21 protein-coding genes are annotated in these 20,022 nt (G+C 72.2%); 7 read left to right on the top strand and 14 right to left on the bottom strand.

All coding sequences use genetic code 11. The annotated features are described in order from the left end of the window. Positions 1–140 precede the first annotated feature (140 nt). The 4 genes from ACZ7G3_RS15540 to ACZ7G3_RS15525 are packed head-to-tail and all read right to left on the bottom strand — an operon-like array spanning position 141 to position 4,102. Positions 141–1,043: a sugar phosphate isomerase/epimerase family protein gene (locus ACZ7G3_RS15540; RefSeq protein WP_426598161.1), complete on the bottom strand. Its 903-nt coding sequence runs from the start codon at positions 1,041–1,043 to the stop codon at positions 141–143. A gap of 1 nt (position 1,044) precedes the next feature. Next, positions 1,045–1,998: an ATP-binding cassette domain-containing protein gene (locus ACZ7G3_RS15535; protein ID WP_470925977.1), complete on the bottom strand. Its 954-nt coding sequence runs from the start codon at positions 1,996–1,998 to the stop codon at positions 1,045–1,047. Positions 1,999–2,003: 5 nt separating this feature from the next. Then, positions 2,004–3,080 carry an ABC transporter permease gene (locus ACZ7G3_RS15530; protein ID WP_426556189.1) on the bottom strand — a complete coding sequence of 359 codons (1,077 nt, stop codon included), beginning with the start codon at positions 3,078–3,080 and terminating at the stop codon, positions 2,004–2,006. Beyond that, complete coding sequence (locus ACZ7G3_RS15525) at positions 3,080–4,102, bottom strand: sugar ABC transporter substrate-binding protein (RefSeq protein WP_426598164.1); 1,023 nt, start codon at positions 4,100–4,102, stop codon at positions 3,080–3,082. The genes ACZ7G3_RS15530 and ACZ7G3_RS15525 overlap by 1 nt, the downstream gene beginning before the upstream one ends. 235 nt (positions 4,103–4,337) lie before the next feature. On the opposite strand from ACZ7G3_RS15525, the gene iolC reads away from it, so the two are divergent. The 5 genes from iolC to ACZ7G3_RS15500 are packed head-to-tail and all read left to right on the top strand — an operon-like array spanning position 4,338 to position 9,818. Next, positions 4,338–5,300 carry a 5-dehydro-2-deoxygluconokinase gene (gene iolC / locus ACZ7G3_RS15520; RefSeq protein WP_426598165.1) on the top strand — a complete coding sequence of 321 codons (963 nt, stop codon included), beginning with the start codon at positions 4,338–4,340 and terminating at the stop codon, positions 5,298–5,300. 13 nt (positions 5,301–5,313) lie between these two features. Continuing rightward, on the top strand, positions 5,314–6,201 hold the full coding sequence (locus tag ACZ7G3_RS15515) for a Cgl0159 family (beta/alpha)8-fold protein (RefSeq protein WP_470925974.1): 888 nt from the start codon (positions 5,314–5,316) through the stop codon (positions 6,199–6,201). A 35-nt stretch (positions 6,202–6,236) separates the two neighbouring features. Continuing rightward, positions 6,237–7,130, top strand: coding sequence for a 5-deoxy-glucuronate isomerase (gene iolB / locus ACZ7G3_RS15510; RefSeq protein WP_470925972.1), 894 nt, complete (start codon positions 6,237–6,239; stop codon positions 7,128–7,130). Beyond that, positions 7,127–9,001 (top strand): 3D-(3,5/4)-trihydroxycyclohexane-1,2-dione acylhydrolase (decyclizing), encoded by a 1,875-nt coding sequence (iolD, locus tag ACZ7G3_RS15505; RefSeq protein ID WP_470925970.1) that lies wholly within the window; start codon positions 7,127–7,129, stop codon positions 8,999–9,001. Before iolB ends, iolD begins: the two co-directional genes overlap by 4 nt. Positions 9,002–9,032: 31 nt before the next feature. Further along, entirely contained in the window at positions 9,033–9,818 is a 786-nt protein-coding gene (locus ACZ7G3_RS15500) for a GntR family transcriptional regulator (RefSeq protein ID WP_426598169.1), read from the top strand. 6 nt (positions 9,819–9,824) lie between these two features. Here ACZ7G3_RS15500 and ACZ7G3_RS15495 read toward each other — a convergent pair whose 3' ends face one another. From ACZ7G3_RS15495 to ACZ7G3_RS15465, 7 genes are all read right to left on the bottom strand, one after another. Beyond that, on the bottom strand, positions 9,825–10,811 hold the full coding sequence (locus tag ACZ7G3_RS15495) for an aldo/keto reductase (protein ID WP_470925967.1): 987 nt from the start codon (positions 10,809–10,811) through the stop codon (positions 9,825–9,827). A gap of 70 nt (positions 10,812–10,881) precedes the next feature. Then, positions 10,882–11,619, bottom strand: coding sequence for an NUDIX domain-containing protein (locus ACZ7G3_RS15490; RefSeq protein WP_470925965.1), 738 nt, complete (start codon positions 11,617–11,619; stop codon positions 10,882–10,884). Between the two features lie 67 nt (positions 11,620–11,686). Next, a complete protein-coding gene (locus ACZ7G3_RS15485) occupies positions 11,687–12,544 on the bottom strand; it encodes an alpha/beta hydrolase fold domain-containing protein (RefSeq protein WP_470925963.1) in 858 nt (285 codons plus the stop codon). A 4-nt stretch (positions 12,545–12,548) separates the two neighbouring features. Next, positions 12,549–13,547, bottom strand: coding sequence for an amidohydrolase family protein (locus ACZ7G3_RS15480; RefSeq protein ID WP_470925961.1), 999 nt, complete (start codon positions 13,545–13,547; stop codon positions 12,549–12,551). Beyond that, positions 13,531–13,764, bottom strand: a complete 234-nt coding sequence (locus tag ACZ7G3_RS15475) for a DUF1427 family protein (RefSeq protein WP_470925959.1) — start codon at positions 13,762–13,764, stop codon at positions 13,531–13,533. Before ACZ7G3_RS15475 ends, ACZ7G3_RS15480 begins: the two co-directional genes overlap by 17 nt. Beyond that, positions 13,761–13,907 (bottom strand): DUF1427 family protein, encoded by a 147-nt coding sequence (locus ACZ7G3_RS15470; protein ID WP_426598175.1) that lies wholly within the window; start codon positions 13,905–13,907, stop codon positions 13,761–13,763. Before ACZ7G3_RS15470 ends, ACZ7G3_RS15475 begins: the two co-directional genes overlap by 4 nt. Positions 13,908–13,914: 7 nt before the next feature. Continuing rightward, entirely contained in the window at positions 13,915–14,469 is a 555-nt protein-coding gene (locus ACZ7G3_RS15465) for a quercetin 2,3-dioxygenase (RefSeq protein WP_426598176.1), read from the bottom strand. 160 nt (positions 14,470–14,629) lie between these two features. Between ACZ7G3_RS15465 and ACZ7G3_RS15460 the strand changes: the two genes are divergently transcribed. Further along, positions 14,630–15,073, top strand: coding sequence for a MarR family winged helix-turn-helix transcriptional regulator (locus ACZ7G3_RS15460; protein WP_426598177.1), 444 nt, complete (start codon positions 14,630–14,632; stop codon positions 15,071–15,073). Next, positions 15,070–15,492: an ankyrin repeat domain-containing protein gene (locus ACZ7G3_RS15455; RefSeq protein WP_426598178.1), complete on the top strand. Its 423-nt coding sequence runs from the start codon at positions 15,070–15,072 to the stop codon at positions 15,490–15,492. Before ACZ7G3_RS15460 ends, ACZ7G3_RS15455 begins: the two co-directional genes overlap by 4 nt. A 267-nt stretch (positions 15,493–15,759) precedes the next feature. Here ACZ7G3_RS15455 and ACZ7G3_RS15450 read toward each other — a convergent pair whose 3' ends face one another. The 3 genes from ACZ7G3_RS15450 to ACZ7G3_RS15440 all read right to left on the bottom strand — a co-directional run bounded on the left by ACZ7G3_RS15450 (position 15,760) and on the right by ACZ7G3_RS15440 (position 20,020). Then, a complete protein-coding gene (locus ACZ7G3_RS15450) occupies positions 15,760–16,695 on the bottom strand; it encodes an adenosine kinase (protein ID WP_470925956.1) in 936 nt (311 codons plus the stop codon). Between the two features lie 161 nt (positions 16,696–16,856). Next, positions 16,857–17,573 (bottom strand): TSUP family transporter, encoded by a 717-nt coding sequence (locus tag ACZ7G3_RS15445; protein ID WP_470925954.1) that lies wholly within the window; start codon positions 17,571–17,573, stop codon positions 16,857–16,859. Positions 17,574–17,584: 11 nt separating this feature from the next. Beyond that, on the bottom strand, positions 17,585–20,020 hold the full coding sequence (locus ACZ7G3_RS15440; RefSeq protein WP_470925952.1) for a WD40/YVTN/BNR-like repeat-containing protein: 2,436 nt from the start codon (positions 20,018–20,020) through the stop codon (positions 17,585–17,587). Between the last annotated feature and the right edge of the window lie 2 nt (positions 20,021–20,022).

Here is a 20,022-nt window from a genome sequence, read left to right as displayed (position 1 = left end):
AACGGTCTGTGCCCTGCACGCTAGCGCGCGGTACTGGCAACGGCTCGCCGAGCGGGGCGCACGCGGCCGGCCCGGTCCTCGTGGCCCGGTCCTCGTGGCTCGTGGCGGGAGGGCCGGGCCGGGTGGCCGCGTGTGCGCCGTCAGGCGCCGCAGGAGCGCAGGAACCTGCGGGTGCGGACGGCGACGGGCAGCGGCTTGTCGGGCTCGCAGGGGTACATGTCCTGCTCGACGATGGCGAAGAGGTCCACGTCGAGATTCTGGGCCGCGGTGAGCACCGGGCCCAGGTCGGGCACTCCGGCGGGCGGCTCGCACATCACCCCGCGCTGCACGGCCGGCCCGAACGGGACGCCGTTCGCGCGCACGTCGGCGAGGATCTCCGGGTCGACCTGCTTGAGGTGGAGGTAGCCGATGCGCTCGCCGTAGGTCTCGATCAGCTTGACGCTGTCGCCGCCGCAGTAGGCGTAGTGGCCGGTGTCCAGGCAGAGGCTCACCAGGTCGGAGTCAGTAGCGTCGAGGAAGCGCTCGACGTGCTCCTCGGTGTCGATGTGGGTGTCGGCGTGCGGGTGGACGACGATGTCCAGGCCGTAGGTCTCCTTCACCTCGTGGCCGAGGCGTTCCATGCCCTTGGTCAGGTATGCCCACTGCTCGCCGGTCAGCTCCGGCGGCTCCAGGATCTCGGCGGTCTTGTCGTCGCGCCAGAAGGACGGGATGACGACGAGGTGCTTCGCGTCCATCGCCTGCGTGAGGGCGGCGACGCGGCTGACCTGCTCCCAGGTGCCGTCCCATTCGGAGGGGCCGCGGTGCAGCCCGCAGAAGATGGTGCCCGCCGAGACCTTGAGTCCGCGCCGGGTCACCTCGTCGGTGAGGCGGGCCGGGTCGGTGGGGAGGTAGCCGTAGGGGCCGAGTTCGATCCACTCGTAGCCGGCCTCGGTGACCTCGTCCAGGAAGCGTTCCCAGGGGACCTGCTTCGGGTCGTCGGGGAACCAGACGCCCCAGGAGTCGGGGGCCGAGCCGACGCGGATGCGGTCCAGGGCAGCGGGCATGTCAGGCCTTCCCTTCGGCGGGTGCGGCGGTGTCGGACGCGGGGGTGTCGCCGGCCGGGTCGGGTACGCCGGCCGCGGGGACCTCCGGCTCCTCCGGGAGCGCCGCCACGTCCACCCCGCCGACCTGCGCCAGTTCGTGCTTGAGGGCGGCGAGTTCGGCACCGCCCGCCATGTGGTTGGTGAGTTCCTCGAGGGTGATGTCGGCGCGGGCGGCGCTGAGTTCGAGGGTGCCCAGGCGCAGCACGCTGAAGTGGTCGCCGACCAGGTAGGCGTGGTGGGGGTTGTGGGTGATGAAGATGACGCCGAGTCCGCGTTCCCGGGCGGCGGCGGTGTACTTGAGGACGACGCCGGACTGCTTGACGCCGAGGGCGGCGGTGGGCTCGTCGAGGATGAGGACGCGGGCGCCGAAGTGGACGGCGCGGGCGATGGCGACGCACTGGCGCTGGCCGCCGGAGAGGGTGCCGATGGGCTGTTCCAGGTCGTCCAGGACGATGCCCATGTTGCGCAGTTCCTCGTCGGCGGTCCGCTTCATACGGGCGATGTCGAGGCGGCGGACGGGCCAGGGGCCCTTGGTCAGCTCGGCGCCGAGGAAGAAGTTGCGCCACACCGGCATCAGCGGGACGGTGGCGAGGTCCTGGTAGACGGTGGCGATGCCGCGGGCGAGGGCGTCGCGCGGCGTGCTGAAGCGCACCGGTTCGCCGTCGACGAGGAAGTCGCCCTCGGTGTGCTGGTGCAGACCGGAGATGATCTTGATGAGGGTGGACTTGCCGGCGCCGTTGTCACCGAGTACGCAGGTGACCCGGCCGGGATGGACGGCGAGGTCGACGCCGTGCAGGGCGCGGATGTTGCCGTAGGCCTTGCCGGCGCCGCGCAGTTCGACGATCGGCCGGCCGTCCTTCTCGGGTGCGGGATCCGCGAGGACGGCACCGTGGGTGCCGGTGGTCTTGCTGGTCATCGCTGTCACCTCCGGGTCGCCGCGCGGCGGACGTACAGGTTGATGAGGACGGCTCCGAGCAGCATCACGCCGAGGAAGGCCTTGAACCAGTCGGGGTTCCAGCCGGCGTAGACGATGCCCTGGTTCACCATGCCGAACATGAAGGCGCCGAAGACCGGGCCGATGGCGGAGCCGTAGCCGCCGGTGAGCAGACAGCCGCCGATCACCGCCGCGGCGATGTAGATCAGCTCCTGGCCGACGCCCTCGCCGGACTGCACGGTGTTGAAGGAGAAGAGCTGGTGCATGCCGACGAACCAGGCGCCGAAGCCGACCAGCATGAACAGCGTGATCTTGGTGAAGGTGACCGGGACGCCGACCGCGCGGGCGGACTCCTTGCTGCCGCCGACCGCGAAGACCCAGTTGCCGTACTTGGTACGCAGCAGCACCCAGGTGGCCAGCGCCGCGAAGGCCAGCCACCACACGACCGTGATCTTCACCTGGACGCCGCCGACGTCGAAGGAGGAGGCGAAGAGGGCCTTGGCCTGGTCGAAGCCGTCCATGTCGCTGATGTCGTCGGTGGCGACGTTGCCGGTGACCAGCTTGGTGACCGCCAGGTTGACGCCCTGGAGGATCAGGAAGGTGCCGAGCGTCACCAGGAAGCTCGGCAGGCCGGTCTTGACCAGCACCCAGCCGTTGAAGGCGCCGACCGCGAGGGATACCACGAGGGCGACGATCACGCCCATCCAGACGTTCATGGTCAGCTGGTAGCTGAGCATGCTCGCGGTGAGCGCGGAGGTGACCACGGCGACACCGGCCGACAGGTCGAACTCGCCGCCGATCATCAGCAGGGCGACCGGCAGGGCCATGATGCCGATGGTGGACGACTGGTAGAGGACCGTCGCCATGGAGCTGCCGTCGCGCACCGAGGGCGCGGCGATCAGGAAGAAGACGAACACGGCGACGGCACCGAGGAAGACCCCGACCTCGGGCCGGGCGAGCAGTCGCAGCGCCAGGGAGCGCTGCCGGGTCCGCCCGTCGGACCGGCCGGGGCCGGGGGCCGGCGGTGTGGTGACCGCCGGCCCGGCCTGTCGGGTCGCGCTCATCACCGGGTGCCCTTCGCGGCGAACTCGGCGACGGCCTTCACGTTGGTCTTGTCGACGAAGGCCGGGCCGGTCAGCACCGGCTGCTCACCGCCGCCGCTGTAGTTGCCGTTGTTCTCGTAGAGCCACAGGCCGTCGACGGCGAGGTAGCCCTGGAGGTAGGGCTGCTGGTCGACGGCGAACTCGATGTCGCCCTTCTCGATGGCGCCGGTCAGTTCCTTGTTGAGGTCGAAGGTGGCCACCTTGGCCTTGCTGCCGCCCTCGTCCACCGACTGCACCGCGGTCATGGCGAACGGGGCGCCGAGGGTGACCAGGTGGTCGATGTCGCCGTCCTGCTTGAGCTTGGCGGTGATGGTCGACTTCACCGAGGGCATGTCGGTGCCGTTGACGTAGAGGTTCTCGATCGAGCCCTCGAAGGTCTTCTTCACGCCGTCGCAGCGCTGGGTGAGGCCGACGTTGCCCTGCTCGTGGATCACGCAGACGGCGTTCTTGGCGCCGTCCTCGTTGAGCCGCTTGCCGAGCGCCTCGCCGGCCACGGTCTCGTCCTGGCCGAAGAACTCCATCAGGCCGAGCTTCTTCCAGTCCGCGAGACCGGAGTTGAGCCCGACGACGGGTATGCCGGCCTTCTCGGCCTTCTCGATGACGCTGCGCAGGGCGTCCGGCTTGGCCAGGGTGACGGCGATGCCGTCGACCTTCTGGTCGATCGCGTTCTGCACCAGGTTGGCCTGGTTGCCCGCGTTCGGGTCGGCGGAGTAGACGAGCTTGATGTTGTCCTTGGCCGCGGCCGCCTCCGCCCCCTTGCGGACGATGTCCCAGAAAGTGTCGCCGGGGGCCTGGTGGGTGACCAGGGCGACGGTCATCCGGGGGGTGTTCGCCTTGCCCGCCGAGCCGCCCGAGTCACCCTCCTCGTCGGCCTTCTTCCCCCCGGAACTGCTGGAGCAGCCGGCCAGGGCGAGGGCCGCGGCGGCGGCGAGGGCCACGGCGGGGGCGAATCCGCGGGAGCGGGCGTGCGAAGAGCGGTCCATCTTTCCTGCACCTCACTGTGCGACTGTGCGACGGGGAAGCCGTGTGCCAGACCAGAGAAGAACGGCTGTTGCGCTGGGACCGGATACAAGTCCTTGGGACGCCCGCTGTCAATACTTTGTTAAGACATCATTTCACGAGCTAGTCCGAATGTAAGTACAAAGTATTGACACGGTCGCCTCGGAGTCATACACCTGGGAGGCGGCAGGCCCCCGCCCAGCCCGAGGAGCGTCGCACATGGCCGAGTCAGTCCCGCGTTTCGATCTGATCACGATGGGCCGCATCGGGGTCGATCTCTATCCCCTGCAGACGGGTGTATCCCTGGCGGAGGTTGAGACCTTCGGGAAATTCCTCGGCGGATCGGCCGCGAACGTGGCGGTCGCCGCCGCCCGCCTCGGCCGCGCCACGGCCGTCGTCACCCGCACGGGCGACGACCCGTTCGGCGGCTATCTGCACCAGGCGCTCAAGGAGTTCGGCGTCGACGACCGCTGGGTGACCCCGGTCTCCGCCCACCCGACTCCCGTCACCTTCTGCGAGCTCTTCCCGCCGGACGACTTCCCTCTGTACTTCTACCGGCGCCCCAAGGCCCCCGACCTGGAAATCCATCCGGAGGAACTGGACCTCGACGCGATCCGCGCCGCCTCCGTCTTCTGGATCACCGGCACGGGGCTGAGCGAGGAGCCGAGCCGTACGGCGACCCTGGCCGCCCTCGCCCACCGCGCCAAGTCCGGTACCACGGTCTTCGACCTGGACTGGCGCCCCATGTTCTGGACCGACCCCGACCGGGCCCGCCCCCACTACGCCGAGGCGCTGCGGCACGCGACCGTCGCGGTCGGCAACGTCGACGAGTGCGAGATCGCCACGGGCGTGCGCGAGCCGCGCGCCTGCGCCGAGGCACTGCTGGCGGCCGGGGTGGAGCTGGCCGTCGTCAAGCAGGGCCCGAAGGGCGTCCTCGCCGTGCACCGCGACGGCCGCAGCGCCGAGGTGCCTCCGGTGCCGGTCGAGGTGGTCAACGGCCTCGGCGCGGGCGACGCGTTCGGCGGCTCGCTCTGCCACGGCCTGCTCTCCGGCTGGGCGCTGGAGCGGACCATGCGGTACGCCAACGCGGCCGGCGCCCTCGTCGCCTCCCGTCTCGCCTGCTCCTCCGCGATGCCCACCGAGGCGGAGGTCGACGACCTCCTCGCGCGAGCCACTCCCTGAACGGAGCAACGCCTTGTCCCTCAGCATCCCCGACCTCACCGCGGTCAGAGCCCGGCACCCGGAGGCGATCGCCGAGGCGGCCGCCCGCCGGGCACGCCGCCCGCTGATCGGCGGCTCCGGCCGCCTGATGATCGTCGCCGCCGACCATCCCGCGCGCGGGGCGCTCGGCGTCGGCGACCGCCGGCTCGCCATGGCCAACCGGGCCGACCTGCTGGAACGCCTGTGCACCGCGCTGTCCCGGCCCGGCGTCGACGGGGTGCTCGCCACCGCCGACGTGCTGGAGGACCTGCTGCTTCTCGGGGTGCTGGAGAACAAGGTCGTCATGGGCTCGATGAACCGCGGCGGCCTCGCGGGCGCCGCCTTCGAGATGGACGACCGTTTCACGGGCCACCGCGCCGAGGACATCGCCCGCCTCCGCTTCGACGCCGGCAAACTGCTGCTGCGCATCGACTACGACGACCCCGGCTCGCTGGCGACCATGGAGTCCACCGCCCGCGCGGTCGACGCCATGGCCGCGCGGGAACTGCCCGTCTTCGTCGAGCCGTTCATCTCGCGCCGCGTCGAGGGCCGGGTCCGCAACGACCTGTCAGCCGAGGCCGTCACCCGGTCCGTGGCCATCGCCTCGGGCCTGGGCGGCACCTCCGCCTACACCTGGCTGAAACTGCCCGTCACCCACGACCCGGACGACATGGGCGAGGTCCTGGAGACCTCCACACTGCCCGCCGTCCTGCTCGGCGGTGACATAGGGGGCTCCCCCGCGGACCAGGCCGCCGCCTACGAACGCTGGCGCAAGGCGCTCAGGCTGCCCACCGTGCAGGGCATGGTCGTCGGCCGCTCACTGCTCTACCCGGCCGAGGGCAGCGTGGAACAGGCGGTGGACACGGCCGTCGGACTGCTGTGACCGACGAGGCGACTCACGAGGAGAGGGACGAGGAGATGACGTACCACCTTCCGGCGGGCACGACCGCGGGCGGCGCTCTGGCCGTCGACGTGACGCCCGAGAAGGCCGGCTGGGGCCACTCCAGCCTGCGCGTGCTCCACCTGCCCCCCGGCGGCAGCCACACCTTCGACAGCGGCGACAGCGAGTGGATCGTCCTCCCGCTCAGCGGCGGCTGCACCGTCGCCACGGCCGACGACTTCGGCCAGGACACCTTCGAACTCGCCGGACGCGACAGCGTGTTCAGCGGCGTCAGCGACTTCGCGTACGTAGCGCGCGACGCCCGTACGACCGTGACGTCCACCGGCGGCGGCCGGTTCGCCCTCACCGGCGCCCGCTGCACCCGCCGGCTGCCCGCCCGCTACGGCCCGGCGTCGTCGGTGCCCGTGGAGCTGCGGGGCACCGGGAACTGCTCGCGACAGGTCAACAACTTCGGCGCGGCGGGGACGTTCGCGTGCGACAAGCTCATCGCGGTCGAGGTCATCACCCCGGGCGGCAACTGGTCCTCCTTCCCCCCGCACAAGCACGACGAGCACCGGCCCGGCGAGGAGTCGGTGCTGGAGGAGATCTACTACTTCGAGTTCGCGGACCACGACGGCACCCCCGGCCTCGGCTACCAGCGGGTCTCCCCGTCCGGGCACGGACAGGGCACGGACGTACTGGCCGAGGTGCGCGACGGCGACGTGGTCCTCATCCCCGACGGCTGGCACGGACCGTCCATGGCGGTCCCCGGCCACCACATGTACTACCTCAACGTCATGGCCGGCCCGGAGGCCGAACGGGCCTGGCTGATCTGCGACCACCCCGACCACGCCTGGATCCGCGACACCTGGGCGGGCCGGCCCGTCGACCCCAGGCTCCCCCTCTACACCGCACCGGAGAGGTCCGCATGAGCGCCGCCGCCACCCGCCGACTGACCACCGCCCAGGCCCTGGTGCGCTTCCTGGCCGCCCAGTACACCGAACGCGACGGCGTACGGCGCCGCCTGATCGCCGGCACCTGGGGCATCTTCGGCCACGGCAACGTGGCCGGACTCGGCCAGGCCCTCGTCGAGTACGGCGACGTCATGCCGTACCACCAGGGACGCAACGAACAGGCCATGGTGCACGCGGCCGTGGGCCACGCCCGCCACCTGAACCGGCTGTCCGCACAGGCGGTGACGACGTCCATCGGCCCCGGCGCCACCAACCTCGTCACCGGCGCCGCACTCGCCACGATCAACCGCCTGCCGGTCCTCCTCCTCCCCGGCGACTACTTCGCCTCGCACGCCGCCGACCCGCTGCTCCAGCAGCTGGAGCACCCGATCGAGGCGGACGTGTCCGTCAACGACACCCTGCGCCCCGTCTCCCGGTACTTCGACCGCGTCACCCGCCCCGAGGCGCTCGTCGCCTCCGCGCTCCAGGCGATGCGCGTGCTCACCGACCCGGCCGAGACCGGCGCCGTCACCCTCGCCCTCCCCCAGGACGTCCAGGCGGAGGCGCACGACTGGCCCGAGGAGTTCTTCGCCGACCGCGTCTGGCGCGTGCGGCGCCCCGCACCCGACCCGGAGGAGCTGGTCGAGGCCGTGCGGGCGATCCGCGCCGCCGGGCGGCCGCTGATCGTGGCGGGTGGCGGCGTCCACCACAGCGAGGCCGAGGACGCGCTGAAGGCGCTGGTGGACGCCACCGGCATCCCCGTCGCCTCCACCCAGGCCGGCAAGGGCGCGCTGCGCCACGACCATCCGGCCGACCTGGGCGCCGTCGGCCACACCGGCACCGCCGTCGGCGACGACGTCGCCCGCACCGCGGACCTGGTGATCGGGGTCGGCACCCGCTACACGGACTTCACCACGGCCTCCGGCACCCTCTTCCAGCACCCGGACGTCCGCTTCCTGAACCTCAACATCACCGCCTTCGACGCCCACAAGCTCGCCGCCCGCACCCTGGTCTGCGACGCGCGGGCGGGGCTCACGGCGCTGGCGGACGCGCTGTCCGGCCACCGGGTGGACGCGTCGTACGAGACCGGGTACCGCGCCGGCCGGGCCCGCTGGGACGAGACGGTGGAGGCGGCGCTCGGCGCCGACGACGACAGTGCCGTGCCGACCCAGACGCAGGTGCTGGGCGCGCTGGACGCCGTCGTCGGCGACGAGGACGTGGTGATCAACGCGGCCGGCTCGCTCCCCGGCGACCTGCACAAGCTGTGGCGGGCCCGCTCCCCGCGCCAGTACCACGTGGAGTACGGCTACTCCTGCATGGGCTACGAGATCCCGGCCGCGCTCGGCGTCCAGCAGGCCGCGCCCGGCACGCCGGTGTGGGCCCTGGTCGGCGACGGCACCTATCTGATGAACCCGACGGAGATCGTCACCGCCGTCCAGGAGAACCTGCCGGTCAAGCTGGTCCTGGTGCAGAACCACGGCTACGCGTCCATCGGCGGCCTCTCCGAGTCGGTGGGCGCCGAGCGCTTCGGCACCGCGTACCGCCACCGGGCGGCCGACGGCGCCTTCACCGGCGCCCCGCTCCCCGTCGACCTCGCCGCCAACGCGGCCAGCCTCGGCGTGGAGGTGCTGCGCGCGAAGACCGTAGGGGAGTTGCGCGAGGCCCTGCGGACGGCCCGCGCCTCCGACCGGCCGACCTGCGTCTACGTCGAGACGGACCCCGCGCCGACCGCGCCCGCCGCCGAGGCCTGGTGGGACGTGCCGGTCGCCGAGGTGTCCGCCCGCGAGGCCGCCACCGGCGCCCGGGCCGCGTACGAACGCGCCGTCGCCGACCGCCGCCGCCACCTCTGACACTTCGGCACCCACGCAAGGAGGTACGTCCATGGCGAGGACCGGCGACCCCGCACGTGCCGTGACCGCCCCCGCGCTCAGCACCCTGGAGTTCGCCCTGGACCGGGCCAGTCCGGTGCCGCTGTACTACCAGCTCGCCCAGCAGCTGGAGGCGGCGATCGAGCACGGCGTCCTCGCCCCGGGCAATCTGCTGGGCAACGAGGTCGACCTCTCCGTCCGTCTCGGCCTGTCCCGGCCGACCGTCCGCCAGGCCATCCAGTCCCTGGTCGACAAGGGCCTCCTGGTCCGGCGGCGCGGGGTCGGCACGCAGGTGGTGCGCAGCCAGGTCAGGCGCCCCCTGGAGCTGAGCAGTCTCTACGACGACCTGGAGGCGGCCGGGCAGGGACCCACCACGCGGGTGGTGCGCAACGAGGGCGTGCCCGCCTCCGCCGACGTGGCGGCGGCCCTGGGCATCGCGGAGGGCGGCGAGGTCACCGTCCTGGAGCGGCTGCGCCTCACCCACGGCCGGCCGGTGGCACTGCTGTGCAACTACCTGCCGGTGACTCTGCTGGAGCTCGACGACGCCCGGCTGGAGTCGACCGGCCTGTACCGGATGATGCGCGCCTGCGGCATCACCCTGCACAGCGCCCGCCAGACCGTGGGCGCCCGCTCGGCCACCCGCGAGGAGGCGGGCCGCCTGGACGAGGAGGAGGGTGCCGCACTGCTGACCATGACGCGCACGGCGTACGACGACACCGGGCGGCCGGTCGAGTACGGGACGCACATATACCGCGCGTCCCGGTACGCGTTCGACTTCCAGTTGCTGGTCAGGCCGTGACGCCGGTCAGTGGGCCCGGTCCAGCCGGGCCCGCTGCTCCGGGGTGAGGTCCAGGTCCACGGCGGCCAGGTTCTCCTCCAGCTGCGCCACCGACGACGCCCCGGCCAGCGGGACGATCGGCAGTTCGGCGCCGATCTGCCAGGCGAGGACGACCTGGTTGACGCTCGCGCCGGTCTCCCGGGCGATGTCGCGGAGCACCGCGAGCCGGACCGGGGTGCCCGGGTGGTCGTAGTCCGGGGGCAGGGGCTTGTCCTCGCGGACGTACGCCCCGGTGAGCAGCGGCGAGTAGGCGACCAGGGTCAGGGCGGGCTCGGCCCGCAGGTAGCCGAGCAGTTCGGGGCCGGCGTGGCCGAGGCTGCCGTCCGGGAAGAGGTCACTGGGCACGTCGAAGCGGGGCCGCAGGTGGCTGTGCTGGTACTGGAGCACCTCGTAGCCGGGCAGTCCGGCCGCGGCGGCGAGCGCGCGGGCCCGCTCCACGCGCCACATCGCCTGGTTGCTGACGCCGAGCAGTCCGACCGTGCCCTCCGCGACCAGTTCTCCGAACCCCTCGACGGTCTCGCGCTGGGGCACGGTGTGGTCGTCGATGTGGGCGTACAGCAGGTCGAGCTTGTCGACGCCGAGCCTTTCCCGGCTGCGCTCGGCGGCCTCGCGGATCACCTTGGCCGACAGGCCCTCCGCGTTGTCGGTGTAGCTGGTGCCGGGGGCGAGCGGGCGGGCGCCGACCTTGGTGGCGATGACGATCTCGTCGCCGATGCCGCGGCTGCGCCGCCAGCGGCCGAGGAGTTCCTCGCTCTGGCCGCCCTGGCCGCCATCGGTCCAGAAGGCGTAGTTGTCGGACGTGTCGATGAAGTTCCCGCCGGCCTCGACATAGCGGTCGAGAACGGCGAAGGAGGTCTTCTCGTCGGTCAGCGAGCCGAACAGCATCGCGCCGAGCGCGAGCACGCTCACCTCACGGCGGTGGGCCGGATCGGTGCCGATGGTGCGGTACTTCATGGTGGTCCTCCCCTTCGCGCCCGGTCGTCCGGGCACGAGGGGGAGTCTTCAGTTTGAAGTGCGCTTCAAGTCAAGCGTCTCGAGTGTCTTCGCGGATGTCGTTCCGGGTGTCATCCCTGGTGTCATCCCGGGGGTCTTCCCGAAGGGGTCGGGCGAAGGGACCCTCCAGCGCGGCCCACTGGAGCAGCATGATCGTCTTCGCGTCGGCGATCTCGCCGGTGCGGATCATCTCCAGGGCCCGGCCGAAGGGCAGTTCGAGGGTCTCGATGTCCTCGCCCTCCTCGTCCAGGCCGCCGCCCTCGTGGGTGCGGGTGGCGGGGCCGTAGGCGGCGGCGTAGAAGCTGACGCGTTCGGTGACCGAGCCGGGGCTCATGTAGACGTCGAAGACGTGCCGGACCTCGCCGACGGTGTGCCCGGTCTCCTCGACGACCTCGCGCCGCACGGCGACCTCGGGGTGCTCGTCCTCGTCGTCGAGCAGCCCGCCGGGTGTCTCGATCAGCATGCCGTCGGGGTGGCCGTTGACGTAGACGGGGAGGCGGAACTGGCAGGTGAGCAGCACGGTTCCGCGTTCCGTGTCGTGGAGCAGCACGGTGGCGCCGTTGCCGCGGTCGTGGGTCTCGCGCTCCTGGGTGCTCCAGGTGCCGTCGGCGCGCTGGATGTCGAAGGTCGTGGTGCGTTCGACGTACCAGTGACTGGACAGGAGCCGTACGTCCCGGACCCTGACCCGGGGGTTGCCGGTCAGGTCCCGGCCCGCCCGGTCGAGTCCGGTGCGGCCCCGGCGGTCCGGGGTGTCGATGCCGGCGGTCATCGGCGGCCGTCCGGCCGGGGGCCCTCCGGGGGCACGGTGTGGGGCAAGTTGGTCATGCCCGCTTCTATCACCTGGTCCGGTCGCGTACGAAGTCGAGGGAGGCGGTGAAGCAGTCCTCGACGTCCTGTTCGGCCGCTCCGATCCACAGGTGGTCGGCGCCGGGGACGGCCCGGAAGGCGGCCTCCGTGCCCACCGCGCGCAGTGCCGAGGCGAGTGCCTCGCCCTGGGCGACGGGGATGAACGTGTCCTCGGCTCCGTGGAGGATCAGGAACGGCGGGGCGCCGGGCGCGACCCGGGCGAGCGGGCTGGCGGCGCGGGCCCGGTCCGGGGCGTCGGCGGCGGGGGCGCCGAGGAGTGCCGCCTCGGGCGTGTGCGGGGGCGCGGCGGTGAGGTCGGTGGGGCCGTACCAGACGACGCAGCCGGAAACGGCTGCCGGGGCGGCGGTCAGGGCGAGGAGCGCGGCGAGATGGCCGCCCGCGGACTCGCCCCAGGCGACGACGCGGTCGGCGTCGACGCCGAGTTCGGCGGCGCGGGTGCGCAGCCAGGCCAGCGCCGCCGACAGGTCGTCCAGCGGGGCCGGGAAGGCGGCTTCGCCGCTGAGCCGGTAGTCGGGGCAGGCGACGGCGAACCCGGCTCGCACGAGGCGGGCGAAGGGGCCGGGCCGCCGGTCGCGGAAGCGTGGGCCGAGGTCGTCGCGCAGTCCGGTGCGCCATGCGCCGCCGTGGACGAAGAGGATCACGGGCGGCGGGCCGGCGGCCGGCTCCTCGGGGAGCCACAGGTCGAGTTGCAGGGGGCGGCTGCCGTCGCGGACGGCGTACGGGACGGCGCGCAGGAGCCGTACGCCGTCCGCGGGGTGCGCCGCGGCCGGCAGGGGCAGCGCCGCGGGGTCGGGCGGGGCGAGGAACGGGGCGAGTGCGCAGTGCACGAGGTCACTTCCCGGGTGTGCGGGGCGGGCGGCCGGCGAGGTGGGGCAGCAGTCGGTGTGCGTTGGCCGTCGTCAGGTCCCGCCAGCCGGCCGCGCCCGACGGCACCGGGGCCGCTTCGACGGAGGCGATGTGGGCGTCCACGGCGTGCGCCGGGGTCCAGCAGTAGTCGCTGCCGTACAGGAGCCGGTCCGGTTCGACGAGCCCGAGCAGCGCGGGGACCTGGCGCGGGAAGGCGGGGCCGGCCATGTCGTAGTGCAGGCGGCGCAGTTGCCGGACGGCGTCGGGGGCGCCGTCCTCGCCGGACGGCAGGAAGAGCTTCATGAAGCCGTTGATGCGGTCGGCGAGGGCGGGCAGCGCGCCACCGCAGTGCGGGACGATCACCTCGAGGCCTGGATGGCGTTCCAGGGTGCCGGCCATGAGCAGGTCGGTGACGGTACGGGCGGTGTCGAAGACGAACTCGACCATGGGGCGCGGCCGTCCGAGCGCCGACCTCTCCCAGCACACGGGGGAGGTCGGGTGCAGGAAGACGACCGCGCGGCGGCGGCCGAGTTCGGCGAGGACGGGCTCCAGCCGCGCGTCGCCCAGGTACACCCCGTGGGTGTTGGTCTCCAGTACCACTCCGTCGGCGCCGAGTTCGTCGAAGGCGTACGTGATCTCCGCGAGGGCGCCGTCCACGTCCGGCAGCGGCAGGGAGGCGAAGAAGCCGAAGCGGCCGGGGTGTTCGGCGGCGGTGCGGGCGGCGTCCTCGTTGACCTCGCGGGCGAGGCCGCGGGCGGCGGTGTCGTCGCCGAAGTGCACGCCGGGCGACGAGACGGAGAGGATCGAGGTGCGGATGCCGTTGCGGTCCATCAGCTCCAGGTGCGCTTCGGCGGACCAGGAGGGCCAGGCGGGCACGCCGTCGGGCAGTTCGTGGCCGGCGGCCTTCGCCCGGCGTACGTAGGACTCGGTGACGAAGTGGGCGTGGACGTCGACGAGGCCGGGTCCTTCAGCGGGGACCGTCATGGGGCTCTTCCTTCCGGGGGCGGTTTCTCGACGCGGCCGTACGGTCGCGCAGCCGGGTGACGGCGCGCTCGCCCAGCACGATGCCGAGCAGTCCGGTCAGGCCGATCAGGGGCGGGGCGGGTGAGGTGAGGCCGAGGGCCCAGTAGACGGCCCCCATCAGCAGCCCGGCCAGCAGGCTCACAGCAGGGCCGCGCGCACGGGCGAGTAGGGACCTCACAGCGCCCCCAGCAGGGCCTGGCCCGCGAGCATGCCCAGCAGGCCGAACAGGGCGACCGGCGGAGGCGCCGGGGACCTCACCTTCAGGGCGGCGTAGAGCGCGCCCACGAGAGCGCCGGCCAGCAGCGCCCATACGTACGCCATCGTGTTCTCAGCTTTCCGTTCGCCACTGGTGGTCGGGCAGGAAGGTCACGTCGTACCGCTGCGGCACGGTGCCGAACTTGTGCGGCTCCGGCACGAACGGGCGCTTGGGCAGGCCGAGTTCGTCGGTCTCGGTGCCGAGGGTCTCGAAGAACCGCTCGAAGGTGCCGCCGGGACCGGCCGCGACGCCGACTATCTGGCTGTGGTGGCGCTCGATGCGGTAGGCGTGCGGGCAGTTCTTCGGTACGAAGCCGAAGTCGCCGACGGTGAGCAGCTTCTCCTGCTGCTCGCCCTCGAGGTCCTCGACGAAGAGCCGGACGGCGCCCTGGGTGACGAAGAAGACCTCGTAGGTGTCGGGGTGGGAGTGGGCCGGGATGACGTCGCCCTTGGGACCGTCGCAGGTGAAGAAGTTGAAGGTGTTCTCGGTCTGCGGTCCGCCCGCGTAGATCGTGAACAGGTCTCCGAAGAGGTGGGCGCGGTCGCCCATGCCCTTCTCGATGAAGTACGGCTTGCCGGGTTCGGCGGGGATGAGTGAGTGGGAGCGCCTGGCGAATTCGATGGTCATGGGAGCCTCCGGTCGAAAAAGAACGTCAGGCTACCTGACGTTCATATGACTGTCAGGCTACCTGACATTTTGGGGTGGCGGCAAGCTCCCGCCCGGGAAAAAGAGGAAAACGCCTGCCGGAGCTGCCCGTATGCTCGGAGCCGGAGGAACCCGAGGAGACATGACGGAAACCGCACAGAACATGCCCCTGCTGCTGGCCGGAGCCAAGCGCTGGTTCGACGACGCGCTGATGGCGAGCATGCGGGCAGCGGGCGAGCAGCCGCTGAGCAGCGCCCAGGGCCAGGTCCTCGCCCTCCTGGACACGGAGGGCACCACGGTCGCCGAGCTCGCCCGCCGCCTCGGCGTCACCCGTCAGACCGCCCACCAGGCCGTGCACGGCATGGTGGGACTGGGGCTGCTGGAACAGGTGCCGGACCCCACCTCGGCACGCAACCGCCTGATCCGCATCACCGCGGAGGGCACCCGCGTCCACCAGCGCGCCCAGGCCACCCTCGACGTCATCGAGAACGTCCTTGCCGACCGCATCGGCGCCGCGCCGGCCACGGCACTGCGCGCCGCCCTGACCCTGCCGCGCGGCGAGCCGCCGGTCGTGGAGGCACCGTGAACAGACGACGACACAAGAAGCTGTCCCGCCGTCTCGTCGACGCCGCGCTGGTCGGCGACATCGCGGGGGTGAGAGCGGCGCTGCGGGCCGGAGCGCCGGCCGAGACGGCCGACACCGCGGGCACCACGCCGCTCTACCTGGCCTCCGTGAGCGGAGCCGCCGACATCGTCCGCCTGCTGCTGGCGGCCGGCGCCTCCCCCGACACCGAGAGCGGGATCGGCTCCGAGGGCACGCCCCTGTGCGGGGCGTCCTGCTGGGGTCACACCGAGGCGGTACGCGCCCTCCTCGAACACGGCGCCGACCCGAACCTCCGCGAGGACCACGGCACCGGCTGGTCCCCGCTGGAGTGGGCGATGAAGGGACCGCATCCCGAGACGGTCGACCTGCTGACCGCCGCGGGGGCGCGCGGCCCCCGCTGAGGCGCGTCAGGTCGGTCAGATCCGTGAGGTCCGCCGGAGACGGCGGACACGGCGGACCTCACTGGCCGTTCCGCTCGGCGTCCCTGATCCGCTCCGGCGTCCGGCCCTCACGCGGCTCCCGCGGAAACCGGTCGCCCGGGGTGGCCGTCGCCCTCCGCCGGAGCCACCGGTCCGGTCCGTGGTCGGGCCCGGCCCGGACGGGCCGGACCCCGGCGACGGTGGCCTCGGTCCTGCTCAACCGTGCAACCCGCTCATCCGTGCCCCCTGCTATCCGTGCACCCCGGCGCCCTCTGCGACGGCGTCCGGCTCGGCCGCGCGGGCGATGAGTCCGTCACGCGCGAGAGCGTCGGCACGGGTCGACGGCACCGTGCAGGCGTGCGCGCCGGCGATGGCTCCGTAGCGCGCGCAGCGCAGCGGGTCCTCGCCCTCCAGCCAGCCGAGCAGGAAGCCGGAGGCGAAGGCGTCGCCCGCCCCGTTGGAGTCCACCACCGGAGCGGGGGGAGCGACGGCGGGTACGTGGCTGAGGTCGCCGTCGACGAGCAGGTACGCGCCCTCGGCCCCGGCGGTGGCCACGACGATCCGGGCCCGGCCGCGCGCGGCGATGTCCCGCATGGTGTGCTCCGGGTCGGCCAGGGCGGTGGTGGACAGGAAGACCAGGTCCGCGGCGAGCGCGAACGGCTCGTGGTACGGATTGACGCCGTCCCAGTCGTGCAGGTCCGTCGAGAGGGTGACCCCGCACTCGCGCAGCGCCGGCAGGGCGTACGCGCACGGGTGCGTGATCACCACGTGGGCGTGGCGGCTCACGGCGGCGAGGGCACGCACCGTGACCTCGGGCAGCCGGTCGGTCTCCTGGCTGCGGGTGTTGTCGTACAGGGACAGCCGCCGCCCGTCCGGACCGACCAGGTTGACCGCGCGCTTGGTGCCCGCCGCGGAGTGCACCTCGGTGAAGGGGATCCCCCGGTCCCGGTGCAGCGCGCGCACCAGGTCACCCTCGGGGTCGGCCCCGACGACGTCGATGTGGTGGGCGCGCAGCCCCAGGGCGCTCACGCCGAGCGCGACGAAGTCCCCGCTCTGGCCCGCCCGGGTCACGATGCCCGGCTGGATCATGTAGCTGTCGGCGTAGGGGAGCGGCAGCTCCGGGACGTGGACGATGGTGTCCACGCCGGCGCCGCCCAGGACGAGGACGTCGGTCTCAATGGCCATGGGAGTCGGCTCGTTCCTCTCGCTAGGATGTCGTGAGTCAAGCAGCCGTCCGCCCGGTCGGCAATGACCTTCTGAAAGTTTCCGCAAGCCATTGCGGGTCGAACCAGTCCCAGACCGGACCGACCGTCACCTCCCGCGGACTGGTGCGGTGACGGTCAGGGTCACAGGCCGGCCAGCAGGCGCCCGGTGTAGCCGACCATCACGGTCCAGAACAGGCCCGTGTAGCCCCGCTCGCCGATGCCGGTGTTGAAGCGTCTGCCGAGGAACGTCGCGACGAACATCAGCGGCACGCACATCAGGGCGACAAGGTAGTCCCGACCCGTCAGCAGTGCGGCATCCGTCCAGACGGCGGTCTTCGTGACGTCCCCGACGAGTGAGGCCAGGGAGAGCGCGCCGACGAGGTGGAGGCGGTCCAGATCCAGTCCGCGGACCGCGAGGCCCTTCAGGGGGCCGGACGTACCGCTGAATCCGGACGTCGCACCCGAGGCGAAGGCCAGCAGCGGGGAGCCGGCCCGCCGCCAGCGGGTCAGATCGAACGTCTCCGCCAGGAACGCGGCGGCGAAGCTCGCGATGACCGCGAGCGTCACGGCCCGTTCCGGGGCGGAGACGAGCAACTTGGCCCCCAGGAAGGCCCCCGCGGCGACCAGCAGGATCACGACCGCGGCCTTGCGGAAGGGAAGCGTCGTCCGGTAGGCGAAGACCTTCACCAGGTTGTTGGCGGCGAGGAGGAGGGCCGCCAGCGCCACCCCGGACTTGGTGCCGAGAACCAGCGCCAGCGTGGGGACGAGGATCAGACTGCCCCCGAACCCGGCCGAGGCGGACAGGAGGAACGCGGCCGCCACCGCGAGGAACACGACCGGAATCAGAAGCGGCTCCATCGCGTCTCGCCTTACGGGATCGTCGACAGGTCGATCTGGAACATCCCTCGGCCGTGGGTCACGCAGACGAGCACCTCGTCCATCCAGAACAGGTCGTCGACCGAGCAGTTGGTCGGGCCCTCGTTCGTCGGCGACCAGTTCGCCCCGGCGTTCTCGCTGGCGAACAGGCCCACCTCGGTGCCGCAGTAGAGCAGGTCCGTCCGCCGCGGGTGCACTGCCAGGGCCCGGATCGGCGCGCGCGGCAGAGCGGTGGCGAGGTCGGTCCAGGCGGCACCGGCGTCCGTGGTCACCCACAGGTTGCCACGCTCGTATCCGCCGAAGGTGACGTAGGCGGTGTCCGGGTCCGTCGGGTGCACGGTGATGCCGGTGCAGAAGCGCCGTGGCGCCAGCGGACTCGGCCCCGTCGCGCCCACGCGTGCCCAGGCCGGCGTCGGCGCGGTGCCGTTGGCGGTGCGGAAGACCATGCCGTTCTCGTGGCCCACCCACACCACGTCCGAGTTGCCGCGCGCCACCGCGATCGCGCTGATCAACGCGCCGGCGCCGGGCTTGATCGCCCGCCAGGCCGGTCCGTCGGCAGGAGTGTTGGGCTGCTTGGCGTTGTCGGTCCGCCACAGCGACGCGCCGCCTGCCAGGATCCGGTTCTCGTCGTTGGGATCGAGCACGAACGGTGCGATGAAGAGCGCGTTCTCGTTCTTCGCGTCCGGGATACGGAAGGGCACCTGCTTCCAGGACCAGTCGCGCGTCGCGAAGTTGAAGAACTGGCCGCTGATGTAGCGGTCGCCCTGCGTGTCGTCGCTGGTGGCGCCGTCGGTGTTGCGGTGGATGTTGAGGAAGACGTACTCGCCGTAGAACACGTCGGGGTCGGTGGGGTCGGAGGCGCACCAGCCGCCGTCACCGCCGAAGAACTCGCGCCAGTCCTGGGTGCCGAGGGCGGGGTCGAAGACGAGCGAGCCGTTGTCCTGCGCGCCGCCGATGATCTTCCCGCTGCCGGAGTGGCCGGCCCCTGCGTAGAACTGCGTCACGCCGTAGTCGTTCACCAGCTCGGTCCACCCGTTCACGAACGGGGGCTCCGGCTCGGTTCCGACCGTCGCCAGGTCGTCCGCCCTGAACACACCGCCGTCGTTGCCGAAGAACACCGTGCGGTTGGTGACCCCGTCGTACGAGGGGTGCGCGACGATCGCGTGCTGGTCGGCGTGGACCGAGGTGGGCTCCCACCAGGTGCTGATCTCGGCCAGATGGTCGCCGCCGTCGGTGCTGCGGTACAGGTCGATGCCGCCGACGACCACCAGGTCGGCGTCGGTCGGGTCCCCGGCCCAGACGGCGTTGTCGTACCAGCCCTGACCGCCGAGGTAGTCCGACGGCAGGCCGTCCGGGGTCAGCGTCTGCCTCCGCGTGTAGGACGCCCCGCCGTCCTGCGACCGCCAGATCTGGCCGGTGGTCATCTGGACCGACGCGTAGACGATCTCCGGGTCCTTCGCCGCGTACGCGAGCTCGACCCGGCCGCTCCACGGGCCGCCGGTCGCGAGGTCCCACGTGAGACCCCCGTCCCGGCTGAACCAGGCCGCGCCGGCGCCCAGTGCCCCGGCGACCGCCTTGTCGCTGTCCAGCGGATCGAATCGGACGTCACCGAGCGGGTGGCCGAGCACCTTGGTCCAGGTGGCCCGCGCGGGGTCGGCGCTGCGGAAGAGCCCGGTGGAGGTGGCCGCGAGGACGACCGCCCCGTCCCGCGACACCGCGATCCGGCTCACGAACTGGAAGTCCGGGGTCTGGGTGGCCGTGATGGGGGCCCAGGCGACCGCGTCGGTGGTGCGGAAGATGCCGTTGCCCCGGATCGCGTCGAGGTTGTGGAAGGCCTCGCCCGTCCCCACGTACATCGTGGCCGCGTCGGACGGGTCCACGGCGATGCAGCCGCAGGAGAGGTTCTCCAGGAAGTCGTCGACCGGTGCCCATTGGGCACCGCCGTCCTCGGTGTGCCACACCCCGCCGCCGGCGCTCACGGCCCAGATGCTGTCCGGGTCGGCCGGGTCGATCACGATGCCGCGGGTCCGTCCGCCGATGTTCCCCGGGCCGAGCCACACCCAGTTGGACAGTTGCATGCCGGCCGTCGGGGCCGGTCCGGCCCGGCGAGTCCGGCCGTTCAGACCGGTCGGCACACCGGCGGTCATGGGCGGCGCCTCGCGACCCAGCAGGCTCTCCACCTGCACGTAGGCCTCGCCCAGACCGTGCGGCCGGACGTTCCCGTCGTCACTGCGCTCCTGCTTGACCCGGAAGAGCCCGCGGGCGGTGGGCAGGTCGGGGAAGTCGAGGCGCAGCAGGGCCCGTCGTACCGCGGTCTCGGGCAGGGCCGCGAGCGTCTCGTTCGTGGTGCCCCGGAAACGGCACAGCGCCTGCACCTGCGCGACGCTGATGTTCTTCGACTGGGCGACTTCTTCGGTTGAGATGGCCATGA

This window comes from Streptomyces sp. NPDC037271 (assembly GCF_055603605.1).
Note: the sequence above shows the minus strand (reverse complement) of the source record. Positions and strands in the feature narration are given on the sequence as shown.